Source organism: Nocardioides sp. LHD-245 (assembly GCF_030929495.1).
In the GTDB taxonomy this organism is placed as follows: Bacteria; Actinomycetota; Actinomycetes; order Propionibacteriales; family Nocardioidaceae; genus Nocardioides.
This window is the reverse complement of sequence record NZ_JAVFWN010000003.1, coordinates 468,879-481,768: the sequence shown is the minus strand read 5'-3', so window position 1 is coordinate 481,768 and position 12,890 is coordinate 468,879. Positions and strand designations below refer to the sequence as shown.

Genomic DNA, 12,890 nt, shown 5'->3' with positions numbered 1-12,890 from the left:
GACCGCAAACACCTCACCGCCGTCCTCGCCGCCGCAGCCGCCCACCGCGGCACGTCCCTGGTCGAGATCTACCAGAACTGCCCCATCTTCAACGACGGCGCCTTCGACGCCATCAAGGGACCGAACGCCGCCGACCACCTGCTGCGCCTCGAGCCCGGACTCGAGGTCAGCGCCGACGGACGCACCTGGACCCACGACCCCACCGAGGCCAACCCCACCCGACAGTTCGCGCTCTCCCGGCTCGACGGCGACCCCGACTCCCCCGTCCCGATCGGCATCTTCCGCCAGGTCGACCGCCCGACCTACGACCACCAGGCCCGCGCTCAGGTGAGCGCCGCCCGCGCGCTCCCGGACGGAGGCGACCTCCAGGCGCTGCTCGACGGCGGCGACACCTGGACGGTCCCGCCCACCGCCGGCGACCCCGCCCTGTCCCCCACCGACAAGGGGGCGCCCGCATGACCTATGTGATCGCCCAGCCCTGCGTCGATGTCAAAGACCGCGCCTGCGTCGACGAGTGCCCGGTCGACTGCATCTACGAAGGTCCGCGGATGCTCTACGTGCAGCCCGACGAGTGCGTCGACTGCGGCGCCTGTGAGCCTGTCTGCCCGGCCGAGGCGATCTTCTACGAGGACGACCTGCCCGACGCGTGGAGCCCGTTCCTGGCGGCCAACGCCGAGGCCTTCGCGGCGGTGGGCTCGCCCGGCGGCGCGGGCGCGTCCGGGCCGCTGGCGGAGGACGCCCCGCTGGTCGTCGGGCTGCCGGTCGCAGACTGAGCTACCGCCGTACCGCCTGCGCGGCGGCGGCCGGTCCGCTTGGATGGGCGGGTGCTCCTCGACCTGCAACTGGACGCCCGCCCCGATCGGTCCCTGATCCGCGCCCGGGAGCTGGCCGAGACCGGGGCCGCCGGGCTGTTCACCTTCGAAGGCCCGCACGACGTCTTCCTGCCACTCGCGGCGGTGGCCGGGCGGGTCAATGCCGACCTGATGACCAATGTCGCGATCGCGATGCCCCGCTCGCCGATGCACCTGGCCCACACGGCCTGGGACCTGCAGCTGATGTCCGGCGGCCGGTTCCGGCTCGGCCTGGGCTCGCAGATCCGCCCCCACATCGAGAAGAGGTACGGCGCCCGGTGGTCGCCGCCCGCGGCCCGGATGCGCGAGATCGTCGGTGCGGTCAAGGCGATCCTGCACTCCTGGCAGTCCGGTGAGCGGCTGGACTTCCGCGGCGAGCACACGACCCACACCCTGATGCCGCCGACCTTCGTCCCGGGGCCGAACCCGTACGGGCCGCCACCGGTGCTCCTCGGCGCCCTGGGGCCGGTGATGACCCGCACCGCCGCCGAGGTGGCCGACGGGCTCCTGGTCATGCCCTTCCACAGCCACCGGCATCTGCGCGAGCGGACCCTCCCGGCCGTCGCCGAGGGGCTGGCCCGCGCTGGGCGCCCGGTGGCCGACTTCGCGATCCATCCGCAGGCCATCGTCGCGATGGGCCGCACCGATGCCGAGGTGAGCGCCGCACGGGCCGGCGTCCGCGCGCTGCTGGCGTTCTACGGCTCGACGCCGGCGTACCGTCCGGTGCTCGAGGTCGAGGGCTGGGCCGACCTGCAGCCCGAGCTCAACCGGCTCTCGAAGCTCGGCGACGTCGCCGCGATGGTCGCCCTCGTCGACGACACCGTGCTCGACACCATCGCCGTGGCCGGCACGCCCGAGGAGTGCGCGGCCGAGATCCGGCGGCGCTTCGGCGACGTCCCCGGCGTCGAGCGGGTGTGCTGCTACTTCCCCGGCTACGACCCGCCGTTGGAACAGATCGCCGCACTGGCGACCGGTCTGCGGGAGCTGTAACAGCGCGCCGCCGCCACGCCCGGCGTCACCCCCGGAAGACGGGCTTCTCCTTCGCGAGGAACGCGCGGACGCCCTCGGTGAAGTCCGGTCCGCCGTAGACCTCGCGCAGCAGCGCCTCCTCGCCCTCGATCGAGGCCTCGGCCGGGCGCGCCCGGGTGAGCAGCTGGTGCTTGGTGGTCTCGATCGTGGCCCGGGAGGCCTGGCCGATCCCCGCCGCGAGGTCGGCGACCTCGGCATCGAGCGCCGCGGCATCTGGTACGACGGCCGCCAGCGCCCCGACGGCGTACCCGCGGTCCGCGGTGACCAGGCGCGAGGCCAGCAGCATCTCGCGGGTCAGCGACTCCCCGAAGATCGCCTGGCAGCGGAAGAGGACGGTGCCGGAGAGGGCGTTGCCGAGGGTGCGGGCGATCGGGTAGCCGAACCGGGAGGACTCGGTCGCGACGCGCAGGTCGCAGTGGGTGGCGACGGCGAGGCCGCCGCCCACGCAGACGCCGTCGACGGCGGCGATGGTGACCTGCGGGAGCGCCCAGAGGCGGTCGAACATCTCGCGGATCCAGTTCTCGTAGTCGACGGCGTCGGCCTCGACGAAGTCGCTGATCTCGTTGCCGGCGGCGAAGGCCTTGCCGCCCGCGCCACGCAGCACGACGACCCGCACCGAGCGGTCCTCCGCGGTCCGCTCCCAGAGGGCGCGGAGCTCGGTGTACATGTCGGTGGTGAAGGCGTTGCGGCGCTCCGGGCGGTTGAAGGTCACCTCGAGGACGCCGGGGCCGAGCCGGTCACGTTCGATCAGCAGGTCGTCAGCACTCACGTCCGAGAGGGTAGGAGATTCCGCGGTCAGGTGATGCCGTCGCGAGCGTCGTGAGACACGGGTGACGGCAAGGCGGCGGAGCGAAGACGTGCTGGGCCGCCCCTCGAGCGACGCCAACGCCGCCAGCGGCGGTGTATCGCGGCGCGCAGCAGGCGTCACCTGGCCGCGGGATCTCCCAGGGCGCGCAGCAGCAGGTCCCGCGCCCGCGTCCGACTGGTGAGGAGCCCCAGCCCGACGCCGACCGTGTTGGCGAGGGCGTCGCGCGGGTCCATCATCCGGTCGTCGGTGAGCATCCCCTGCGCGAGCTCGAGGCTCGCCCCCAGCGCCACGACGACGACCGCGGCGAGCAGCAGCGGCCGGCCGGGACGGAACACCTGGACGGCGACCGCGGCGAGGCTCGCGTAGACCAGCAGGTGCTGCCACTTGTCGCTCTGCGGCACGTCGGGCGACGGGGGCGGCGGCGCCAGCGAGAGCACCACGACCACCACGAGCAGGCCGGCCCAGGCCCCGGCCCACAGCCAGGGCCAGCGCAGCGCCTTCACGCGGTCGCCACTCGACGCCGCTCACTCACGGCGAGCGCCGCGACCACGCCGGCGATCGCCCCGAACAGGTGCCCCTGCCAGGACACCCCGGCCTGGCCGGGCAGCACGCCCCAGAGCACGCCGCCGTAGATCACCAGCACCCCCAGGCCGATCGCGATCTCCCCCGGCTTGCGGTCGACGAAGCCCTGCACGACGAGGTAGGTGAGCCAGCCGAAGATCAGCCCGGACGCGCCGAGGTGCACCGAGTTGCCGCCGGCGACCAGCCAGACCGCGAGTCCGCCCACGAGCCAGATGATCGCGGTCGCGGCCAGGCCGCGGGCGAGACCGGTCGCGAGCGTGAGGAAGCCGAGCACCAGCGCCGGCACCGTGTTGGCGACCAGGTGTCCCCAACCGCCGTGCAGCAGCGGCGCGGCGAGGATGCCCAGCAGGCCCTCGCCCGACCGCGGCCGGATCCCCCAGCCGTCGAGGCGGTGCGAGGCCGCGACGTCGACGAGCTCGATCCCCCACAGCAGCACGACGAAGCCGGCGGCACCGATCGCGGCCACCTGCCAGCCCGGGCGGTTCCGTACGTCCATGCCGACAGTGTGGCGGGTCACTGCCAGCGCGCGACCCAGTACTGCACGCCGAACGGCGCGTCGTCGTACGTCACCTCGGCGTCGGCCAGCGGCGGCAGCTCGCCCAGGCAGGCGGTGTCGGCCCACAGCTCCGCGGCGAGCGCCGCGTCGACGCCGGCGAACGACGAGCGCAGCCCCGCGTCGAACTCCTCGGCGCGGGGATCGAAGTCGCCGGGCGCCTTCTCGGTGCGCTTGGCGGAGCCGTTGCCGACGACGAGGACGCCGGTCGCGCCGTCCTCGACGACGACGGCGCCCACGGCCTCGACCAGGGCGGCGGCGACACGGGCCCCCGACGGCCCCGAGGAACGCACCCGCACCCGCGGCCCCAGCCCGCCGACGGCGGCGAGACACGCGGCCCGCAGCGGGGCGACCGGGTCCTCCAGCGAGGCGTACGCCGGCAGCAGGGCCGGGACGCCGGGCACCAGCGCGACAGGAGGCGTGGTCACTGGATGCCCCGGATCGCGCGCAGCGGCGCCCGGCGCCCGGCGATCGACCACACCATGTCGACGGTCTGCCGGGTCTCGACGACCTGGTGGACGCGGTAGATCCGGGCGCCCGCGAGGGCACACACGGAGGTGGCGGCGAGCGTCCCGATCAGCCGCTCCCCCACGTCGAGGCCGAGCGTCTCGCCGACGAAGTCCTTGTTGGACAGCGAGACCAGCACCGGCCAGCCGGTCTCGACCATCTCCCCCAGCCGCCGGGTCACCTCCAGCGAGTGGAAGGTGTTCTTGCCGAAGTCGTGGGCCGGGTCGATCACGATCGACTCCCGGGCGACACCCGCGTCGAGGGCCCGCTCGGCGTAGGCGACGGTGTCGGCGATCGCGGCGGCGACCACCCCGCCCGGCCGGTCGTACTCGATCCGGTAGGGGCGGGTCCGCGGCGTCACACCGCCGGTGTGGGTGCAGATGATCGCGGCGCCGTACTCCGCGGCGACGTCGACCAGCTCGGGATCCGCGCCGCCCCACGCGTCGTTGAGGACGTCGGCGCCGGCCGCGCAGACCGCGGCGCCGACCTCGGCCCGCCAGGTGTCGACCGAGATCACCAGTCCGGGATAGGTCGCGCGCACGCGGGCCACGAAGTCGACGACCCGGTCCTTCTCCTCCGCGGCCGAGATCTCGGCTCCCGGCGCGGCCTTGATGCCGCCGATGTCGACGATCTCGGCGCCCTGCGCCACCACCTCCGCGACCCGCTCGAACGCGGCGTCCTCGGCCCAGGTCGCGCCCTTGTCGAAGAACGAGTCCGGGGTCCGGTTGACGATCGCCATCATCAGCGCCTCGTCGTCGCCGAAGCCATGCCGTCCGAGCCTCATCACAGGTAGTCCTCCGCCGCCGGTCGCTCGAGGGTCGGTACGACGCGCTCCACCGGCTCGAGCCCGCGCAGGTACTGCCGCAGCACCGCCTGGGTCGCCACGCAACGACCGGAACTGTCGTCATCGGCCGCTCCGGACGACGAATCCGGTCGTTGAACCGCGACACCGGCCCGCGCCAGCGCCGCCGCGAGGATCTGGGTGGCCATGCCGCCGAGGTCGCGCAGCGCCTGGTGCCGATGGGCGCGCACCCCGAGGTCGACCTGGGCGATCGCCCCGGGACCGGCGGCCCGCACGGTGTCGACGAGCGCGGCCAGCTCGACGGCGTACCCGGTCGGGACCGAGAGACCCGCGAACCACCGACGTCGCACCGCCCACTCCCCCGCGAGCGGCTGGACCAGCCCGCCCAGCTCGGGGAAGAGCAGCGCGATCAGGGGCCGGGCGACGAGCTCGGTGACCCGGCCGCCCTCGAGCGGGCCGTCGGCGCCGGGCCGGTCGTAGAAGCCCTTGACCAGCTGGACCTCGGGGTGGTGCAGCAGCGGTCCCAGCAGCCCGGGAACGAAGTGGGTGTCCCAGTCGTGGAGGTCGGCGTCCATGAACACGACCAGGTCTCCGGTCGTGACGAACAGCGACTTCCACATCGCCTCGCCCTTGCCCGGATGGGTACCGAGGTCGGGACGGATCTCGGCGGAGCGGTGCACCCGGGCCCCGGCCGACTCGGCGACGGCGTAGGTGTCGTCGACGGAGTCGCTGTCGATCACCACGATCTCGTCGACGAGCGAGACCGTGTCCATCAGCGCCTCGCGGACCCGAGCCACGACCGCGCCGACGGTCGCGGCCTCGTTGCGGGCGGGCACGACGAGGCTGACCCGCTGACCACCGGCGGCCTTCCGCCCCAGCAGCCCCTCGAGGGCCCAGTCGTCCCAGTGGCCCGCCCGGATCCCCATGCCGGTCAACCTACCCCTCGCATTCACTGCGCCGTTCGGCTCCCCAACCCCCGTACACGGTGTTACCGTCAAGGGGTCTCGGGAATTGTGGGTGCTCCCTCCCCCCTGGAGTTGGTCATGTCGTTCCGCCGTTTCCGACGCAAGGTGCGATGCGTGCTCAAACACGGGCCGCGCGGATGTCCGCACATCGAGCGTCACACGCGCCGCCCGAAGAAGCCGGCCGCCGACCCCGCCCCCGGCCCGGCCCGGATGCCGGCCGCGCCGATGTCGATGCCGCCCCTGGGCAAGCACTCCCGGGACTGACGCGTGGGCCGGCTCAGCCGGTCAGGAACGCGCGGATCGCGGTCGACAGCGCCCGCGCGTAGCGCTGCCGGCCCGCGGCGCCCTCCATGGCGGCCGCGTCCCCGGCGTCGCGCATGTTGCCGAGCTCGGCCATCACGACGGGGACGTCGGAGTGGTTGAGGGTCCCGAGATCCGTGCGGACGTCGATGCCGTCCTCGCCGAGGTACGTCGACGGCGCGAACCCCGCGGTGACCAGGGCGTCGCGCAGGGCGAGCGCGAGGCGCTCCGAGGGCGCGAGCACGTCGTCGGTCCAGCCGTCGCGCCGGCCGGGCCGGATGACGTGGAAGCCGTGGGCCGACGACGACCGGTTGCCGTCGGCGTGGATGCTCACCCGGACGTCGGCGGTCGGGCCGGGCTCGCCGGGATTCCCGATCCGGCCCCGCTCGTCGATGCACGGCCCCCAGGCGTCCGCGGTGTTGTCGTCGCGGGTCAGCACCACGCGGGCCCCGAGTCGCCGCAGCCGCTTGCGGAGCTCGACAGCCACCTCCCAGACGAAGGTGGCCTCCGGGTAGCCGTCGTCGCTCGACGTGCCGGTCGTGTTGCACGCCTTGGTGAACCCGCCCGCGTCGACCCGGCGGTTGATCTCGGCGGGGAACCGGGCGTTCCCGAGCTGGTGGCCGGGGTCGAGTACGACGACCCGGCCCGCCAGCGGCTTCGGCGGCTTCGGCGGGCGCGGCGGCAGGGTCACGGTCGAGGGACCCGGAGCGGCCGGCGACGAGCCCGGCGCCGGGTCGGGCGAGCCGCCGCTCGGCGTACCCGCTCCGGGGGTGTCGGCGTCCGAGCAGCCCGCGGCCAGGATCGCCACGGCCAGCAGCCCGGCGAGCAGGCGGGTCAGCAGGCGGGTCAGCAGGCGGGTCGGGTGGGCGCGGAGCCTGGTCACGCGTACCCCAGCACGTCCTTCCGCCGCTCCCCCCACGCGAGGGCGGACGCGATCGCCTCGTCGAGCGACAGCTCGGTCCGCCAGCCCAGCAGCTCGAGAGCCTTGTCGGCGTTGGCGAAGGCGCCCGCCGCGTCCCCCGGCCGGGCCGGCGCCTCGACGACGGGGATCGGCTTGCCGACCACCCGCTCGACCGCCGCCAGCAGCTCCCGGACGGTGACCCCGTCGCCGGCACCGAGGTTGATGTAGGTGGCCGGCGCGCCGACCTTCTCCAGCACGCCGTCGAACTCCTCGACCGCGCGCACGTGCGCGCGAGCCAGGTCCCACACGTGGATGTAGTCACGGATGCCCGTGCCGTCGCGGGTCGGGTGGTCGGTCCCGGTCAGCGTGAAGCTCTCCCGGAAGCCGAGGGCGGTCTGCGCCATCAGCGGGACGACGTGGGTCGCGTCGCGCAGGTGGTAGCCGGTGGTGAGCTCGGGGTCGGCGCCGATGGGGTTGAAGTAGCGCAGGATGATCGCCCGCAGGTCGGTGGCGCGGGCCAGGTCCTCGAGGACCTGCTCCATCATCCGCTTGGTGCGGGCGTAGGGCGACGTCGGGTCGACCGGGTCCTCCTCGGTCACCTCGAACGCCGGCGTGAGCGCGTAGAGCGACGCCGTCGAGGAGAACAGGATCCGGGGCCTGCCCAGCCCGGTCAGGGCGTCGAACATCTCCAGGGACTTGGCGACGTTGTCGCGGTAGTAGCCGTAGGGCTGCTCCACCGACTCAGGTACGACGATCCGCGCGGCCATGTGCACGGTGACGTCGAGGTCGGGGTGCTCGGCCACGATGCGGGCCAGCAGCGCCCGGTCGGCGATGTCACCCTCGTAGAAGATCCGGTCGCCGACGTAGGCCCGGGGCCCGCTCAGCAGCGAGTCGAGGATGACCGGCGTGTGCCCGGCCTGCTCCAGCGCCTTGGCCGTGATCGATCCGAGATAGCCGGCGCCGCCCGTCACGAGAACCTTCATGCAACGACCCTACGTCCCGCCGACCCGGGTCGATCAGCGACGGCGCAGGCCGGCGAGGGCCGGGCGCACGTCGGCGAGGTAGACGAGCGCAGCGACCAGCAGCGCCAGGTTGATGATCGACAGGTTGATCGGCACCACCTGGATCAGCACGCCCACGCCGAGGATCGCGGTCCAGGTCGGCTTGGTGAGCTTGTCGGCGGCGACGTACGACTCACCGGAGTAGAGCAGCGAGCTGACGAACGCGAAGATCTTGATCACGAGCAGCGCGAAGGCGATGCCGACGTTGATCCAGCCCTCGACGTCGCCCAACGCCCACACGAACCCACCACTCATGGAGCGATCGTAGTTGGCCCGCGGTGGAGGACGGGACGCAGTTCGGCCCCGAGGCGGACGCCTCGGGGCCGAACGGGTGGGAGCGCCGGACTCAGCTGTCGGCGGCGGCCTTCTTGGCCGGGGCCTTCTTGGCGGTGGCCTTCTTGGCCGGCGCCTTCTTCGCGGCGGCCTTCTTGGCCGGGGTCTTCGGCGCGGAGGGGGCCTTCGCGACCGGAGCGGCGGGGGCCGGAGCGGCGGGCGTGCTGGCGACCGGGGCCTGCGGGGCCTCGCCGGTGCGCAGCTTCACCACGACACCCTCGCCGCGCTTGGCGAGGTCGGCGTAGAGCGCGGTGGCGGTGGCGACGTTCTCGTCGTACGCGCCCTTGACCGAGCTCTGCACCTTGGCCGGGAAGGCCTTCGCGTCGGCCTGGATGCCGGCGAGGCGGGCCTCGGCCTGGGTGCGGCGCTCGGAGATGGAGGCGACGGCCCTGGTCTGCAGGCGCTTGCGCTCGGGCAGCTCGAAGCCCTTGACGCTGCCCGTCACGGTGCTCTGCACGCCGGCGACGCGGGCGACGACGTCCTTCTGGACGTCGGTGACATAGGAGTTCACCTTGGCCTGCACGTCGGCGACGTAGCCGCGGACCTTCTCGACGGCGAGGTCGGTCGCGCCGACACCGGCGTAGAGCGGCTTCGCGGCGGCGGCGGGGATCTCGGGGAGGTCGACCCGGGGAATGTCGACCTTGGGCAGGTCGAGGGTCGGGATCTCGATCTTGGGGAGCTCGAGCTTCGGCATGGTGAGGTTCACCCTTCGTTGACGACGGAGTCGGATTCCGTCTCGGTGTTGGTTGGCGCGTCTTCCTGGGCGGCGGCCGGCGCGGAGCTCTCCGGGTCGGCCGCGTTGAGCGCGAGGAACGATGCGTAGACATCGAGGAGCGACTGCTTCTGTCGCTCGGTGAGCCCGGTGTCGCTCACGATGGCGAGCTCGACCGATCCCCCCACGCCGTCATCGGGGCTGAGGATCCCCGCCCTGATGTAGAGCTGCTCCGCGGAGATCCGCAGTGCCTTGGCGATCTGCTGCAGCACCTCGGCCGACGGCTTGCGGAGGCCGCGCTCGATCTGGCTGAGGTAGGGATTGGAGACCCCCGCCTGATCGGCGAGCTGCCGCAGGGAGAGACGGGCGGACACCCGCTGCTCCTTGAGGTAGTCGCCGAGCGAACCGACGGTCTTGACAACCTTGCCCTTGGCCATGGGCACCATGGTGCTAGCAATAGTTAGCAATGTGCAAGCAGGCAGAACGTGAACTCGTTCACAAGCGCACACGACGACAGGCGTCCGCTGTCACTGTTCAAAGCGGATCAACTCACTCGACTCTGTACGATCACCCGTGTGCCACGCCCGCCCCTGCCCCAGCACTGTCCGACGCAGCGCGAGCTCGACGACCTGGAGCTGCTGACCTCCGGGGCGGCCGCCCCGATCCGCGGGTTCAACGAGCCGGGCAGCCCCCTCACCCTCTCCCTGCCCGACGAGCTCGCCCTGCACCTCGACGAGGGCAACGAGATCGAGCTGGTCGACCCGGAGGGCCTGCCCCTCGCCCGGGTCTCCAGCGTGCTGCGCGGGCTGGCCGTGACGCCGCTGACACACGCGCAGTTCGGGCCGTTCCGCCGCCTCTACCTCTCGCCGGCCGCGGTGCGCGAGAGGTACGCCGGCCGCACGTTCGTCCCCGTCACCGAGCTGATGACCGACGTCCAGGTCGAACAGCTGCGCGGGCTCGGCCCCGTCGTCCTGGTCGCCCTCGTCGGCTCCGGGACCCCCGCGGTCAGCCCGGTCGGCCTGCTCCGCGCGGCCCGCCGGGTGGCGGCGACCATCGACGCCGCCGTCGTGGCCGTCCCGCTCGCCGACCACGGCTCGCTGGCGGACCCCGCGCTGCGGATCTCCGTGCTGACCTCCTATGCCGACACCGACCCCGTCGTCGAGCTGGCCTACGGCGGCCACCTGCTGCCGTCCCTGGCCGACATCGCGGCGACCGAGCGCCCGCGCCGCGACGAGCAGGGCCTGGTCCTCTTCTTCACGGGCCTGTCCGGCAGCGGCAAGTCCACGCTCGCGCGGGCCCTGATGGACCGGCTGCTCGAACAAGGGGGCCGCAGCCTCACCAGCCTCGACGGCGACGTCGTCCGCCGCAACCTCTCAGCCGGCCTGACCTTCTCCAAGGAGGACCGGGAGACCAACATCCGCCGGATCGGCTGGGTGGCCGCCGAGATCGCCCGGCACGGCGGACTGGCGGTCTGCAGTCCGATCGCCCCGTTCGACCAGACCCGCCAGCAGGTGCGGGCGATGGTCGAGCAGGCCGGCGGCGCGTTCTTCCTGGTCCATGTCGCGACACCGCTGGAGGAGTGCGAGCGGCGCGACCGCAAGGGCCTCTACGCCAAGGCCCGGCGCGGCGAGATCCCCGAGTTCACCGGCATCTCCTCGCCCTACGAGGAGCCGGCCGACGCCGACGTCCGCGTCGACACGACCGGCCGCTCGATCGAGGACGCCCTGGCGGACGTCGTACTCGCCCTGCGTGCCGCCGGGTACGCCGACCTGACCGGCTCCGCGGATCCGCCCACTCCACCGCAGGGCGCCCCGCCCGCGGCGGACCTCCCCCCGGTCGACCCGGAGCAGGTCGCCCAGCGCTCGGCCCAGCCCGCCGGCGAGGGCCAGGAGCCCGGTCCGGCCGGCGCCCGCACCGCGACCTCGGGGGCCCGGCCGCTGCGCGTGCTCTTCGTGTGCACCGCGAACATCTGCCGATCGGCGTACATGGAGCTCCGCTCGCGGTCACTGTCGGGCCCCGGCAGCGGGATCGAGTTCGCCAGCGCCGGCACCCACGGCTTCAACGCCCACCCGGTCGACCGCACGATGGCGGAGGTGCTCACCGAGCGCGGGGTCGGCAACGACCTGGTGAGCGGCTTCGCCAGTCGCCCGCTCACCGACGACCTGATCGCCGCGGCCGACCTGGTGCTCACCGCCGAGGCGGCACACCGGCAGTTCGTGCTCGAGGAGGTGCCGGGCGCGTTCCGCAAGGCGTTCACGCTCGGCCAGTTCGCGGAGTCCGTCGACCGGGTCGAGCCGCACCTGTACGGCGCCGAGCTGGTGACCGCCGTCGGCCACCGCCGCGCGGGCACGACCGACCACCACGAGATCCGCGACCCCTACCGGCGGGGCAAGGCCGCGGCCGAGGTGTCGGCCGACCAGATCGACGCGCTCCTCCAGGCGGTGCTGCGCCGCCTGGCAGTGCCCGCGCGGACGGGTGCGGAGTAGTGGACGTCCTCACGCTGACCGCGCTCTCCATCGCGACCGCCGGCTTCCTCGTCGGCGTCGTCGTCGGCCTGACCGGGATGGGCGGCGGCGCGCTGATGACGCCCGCCCTGATCTTCCTCGGCGTCGGCCACACCGCGTCGATCGTGACCGCCGACCTGACCGCCGCGGCGGTCTACAAGACCGGCGGCGCGATCACGCACGCACGCGAGGGCTCACCCAACCTGCGGCTCGCGGGCTGGCTGATCCTCGGATCGGTCCCCATGGCGTTCGCCGGGCCCTATCTCGTCAAGGCGCTGACCGACGATCCGGCCCAGCTCGAGGACACCCTCAAGCTCTGCATCGGCATCGCGCTGCTGTTCGCGGCGTCGACCTACGCCCTGCGGCTCTACATCAACCTGAAGCGGGTACGACGTGGCGGCGCGCTGCCCGACGACAACCCCCGCATCCGGCCGGTGCCGACCCTGCTGGTCGGCATGCTCGGCGGACTGCTCGTCGGGGTGACCAGCGTCGGCTCCGGCTCGGTCATCATGATCGCCCTGCTCATGCTCTATCCCGGCCTCTCCGCGGTCCGCCTGGTCGGCACCGACCTGGTCCAGGCGGTGCCGCTGGTGCTCAGCGCGGCGCTGGCCAATATCGCCATCCACGGCCTCGAGTGGGACCTGGTGATCCCGCTGGTCGTCGGCTCGGTGCCCGGCACCCTGCTCGGCTCCCGGCTCGCCCCGCGCGTACCCCAGTCGTTCATCCGCCGGGGCATCGTGATCGTGCTGACGATGTCGGGCGTGGCCCTGCTGTTCAAGGCCGGGCTGCACCCCTTCGGCGAGGGTCACGAGACACTCGAGGCGGTGCTCGTCGCCGCGATCGGCGTCGCGATGCTGGTGCTGGTCCCCTTCGTGTGGGGCCTGTTGCGCAAGCGGCTGGGCCTGCCGATGTTCGGCGCGCCCACGGTCGCCGAGATCGAGTCCTTCGGCAGCCGGGAGCGCCGGCGCGCGCGTACCTGAGG

General features: G+C 73.3%; 15 protein-coding genes and 1 pseudogene. 5 read left to right on the top strand and 11 right to left on the bottom strand.

Going from position 1 to position 12,890, the window contains the following annotated elements; genetic code table 11:
• The 3 genes and pseudogenes from RB608_RS07310 to RB608_RS07300 form a co-directional block, all read left to right on the top strand.
• A pseudogene (locus RB608_RS07310) lies at nucleotides 1-459 on the top strand (hypothetical protein); the annotation flags it as partial.
• Nucleotides 456-773 carry a ferredoxin gene (gene fdxA / locus RB608_RS07305; protein ID WP_308087148.1) on the top strand — a complete coding sequence of 106 codons (318 nt, stop codon included), beginning with the start codon at nucleotides 456-458 and terminating at the stop codon, nucleotides 771-773. The pseudogene RB608_RS07310 and the gene fdxA, both read left to right, overlap by 4 nt.
• Nucleotides 774-824: 51 nt before the next feature.
• Nucleotides 825-1,841 carry a TIGR03617 family F420-dependent LLM class oxidoreductase gene (locus RB608_RS07300; RefSeq protein WP_308087147.1) on the top strand — a complete coding sequence of 339 codons (1,017 nt, stop codon included), beginning with the start codon at nucleotides 825-827 and terminating at the stop codon, nucleotides 1,839-1,841.
• Nucleotides 1,842-1,866: 25 nt separating this feature from the next.
• Here RB608_RS07300 and RB608_RS07295 read toward each other — a convergent pair whose 3' ends face one another.
• The 11 genes from RB608_RS07295 to RB608_RS07245 form a co-directional block, all read right to left on the bottom strand.
• The gene (locus tag RB608_RS07295) at nucleotides 1,867-2,649 is read right to left on the bottom strand and encodes an enoyl-CoA hydratase-related protein (RefSeq protein ID WP_308087146.1); all 783 of its coding nucleotides are present in this window, start codon (nucleotides 2,647-2,649) and stop codon (nucleotides 1,867-1,869) included.
• Nucleotides 2,650-2,804: 155 nt separating this feature from the next.
• Nucleotides 2,805-3,191 carry a VanZ family protein gene (locus RB608_RS07290; RefSeq protein ID WP_308087145.1) on the bottom strand — a complete coding sequence of 129 codons (387 nt, stop codon included), beginning with the start codon at nucleotides 3,189-3,191 and terminating at the stop codon, nucleotides 2,805-2,807.
• The gene (locus tag RB608_RS07285) at nucleotides 3,188-3,766 is read right to left on the bottom strand and encodes a rhomboid family intramembrane serine protease (protein ID WP_308087144.1); all 579 of its coding nucleotides are present in this window, start codon (nucleotides 3,764-3,766) and stop codon (nucleotides 3,188-3,190) included. The genes RB608_RS07290 and RB608_RS07285 overlap by 4 nt, the downstream gene beginning before the upstream one ends.
• 17 nt (nucleotides 3,767-3,783) lie before the next feature.
• Nucleotides 3,784-4,251, bottom strand: coding sequence for a hypothetical protein (locus tag RB608_RS07280; RefSeq protein WP_308087143.1), 468 nt, complete (start codon nucleotides 4,249-4,251; stop codon nucleotides 3,784-3,786).
• Nucleotides 4,248-5,114 (bottom strand): dihydropteroate synthase, encoded by an 867-nt coding sequence (folP, locus tag RB608_RS07275; RefSeq protein ID WP_308087142.1) that lies wholly within the window; start codon nucleotides 5,112-5,114, stop codon nucleotides 4,248-4,250. Before folP ends, RB608_RS07280 begins: the two co-directional genes overlap by 4 nt.
• On the bottom strand, nucleotides 5,114-6,058 hold the full coding sequence (locus tag RB608_RS07270) for a glucosyl-3-phosphoglycerate synthase (RefSeq protein ID WP_308087141.1): 945 nt from the start codon (nucleotides 6,056-6,058) through the stop codon (nucleotides 5,114-5,116). Before RB608_RS07270 ends, folP begins: the two co-directional genes overlap by 1 nt.
• A gap of 316 nt (nucleotides 6,059-6,374) precedes the next feature.
• Entirely contained in the window at nucleotides 6,375-7,280 is a 906-nt protein-coding gene (locus RB608_RS07265) for an N-acetylmuramoyl-L-alanine amidase (RefSeq protein WP_308087140.1), read from the bottom strand.
• Entirely contained in the window at nucleotides 7,277-8,281 is a 1,005-nt protein-coding gene (galE, locus tag RB608_RS07260) for a UDP-glucose 4-epimerase GalE (RefSeq protein ID WP_308087139.1), read from the bottom strand. Before galE ends, RB608_RS07265 begins: the two co-directional genes overlap by 4 nt.
• A 33-nt stretch (nucleotides 8,282-8,314) precedes the next feature.
• A complete protein-coding gene (locus RB608_RS07255; protein WP_308087138.1) occupies nucleotides 8,315-8,614 on the bottom strand; it encodes a DUF2516 family protein in 300 nt (99 codons plus the stop codon).
• Nucleotides 8,615-8,705: 91 nt separating this feature from the next.
• Nucleotides 8,706-9,386 (bottom strand): hypothetical protein, encoded by a 681-nt coding sequence (locus RB608_RS07250; protein WP_308087137.1) that lies wholly within the window; start codon nucleotides 9,384-9,386, stop codon nucleotides 8,706-8,708.
• A gap of 8 nt (nucleotides 9,387-9,394) precedes the next feature.
• The gene (locus RB608_RS07245) at nucleotides 9,395-9,841 is read right to left on the bottom strand and encodes a helix-turn-helix transcriptional regulator (RefSeq protein ID WP_308087136.1); all 447 of its coding nucleotides are present in this window, start codon (nucleotides 9,839-9,841) and stop codon (nucleotides 9,395-9,397) included.
• Between the two features lie 138 nt (nucleotides 9,842-9,979).
• Between RB608_RS07245 and cysC the strand changes: the two genes are divergently transcribed.
• Together cysC and RB608_RS07235 are read left to right on the top strand one after the other, a co-directional pair.
• Nucleotides 9,980-11,890, top strand: a complete 1,911-nt coding sequence (cysC, locus tag RB608_RS07240; protein ID WP_308087135.1) for an adenylyl-sulfate kinase — start codon at nucleotides 9,980-9,982, stop codon at nucleotides 11,888-11,890.
• The gene (locus tag RB608_RS07235) at nucleotides 11,890-12,888 is read left to right on the top strand and encodes a sulfite exporter TauE/SafE family protein (RefSeq protein ID WP_308087134.1); all 999 of its coding nucleotides are present in this window, start codon (nucleotides 11,890-11,892) and stop codon (nucleotides 12,886-12,888) included. The genes cysC and RB608_RS07235 overlap by 1 nt, the downstream gene beginning before the upstream one ends.
• Nucleotides 12,889-12,890 lie beyond the last annotated feature (2 nt).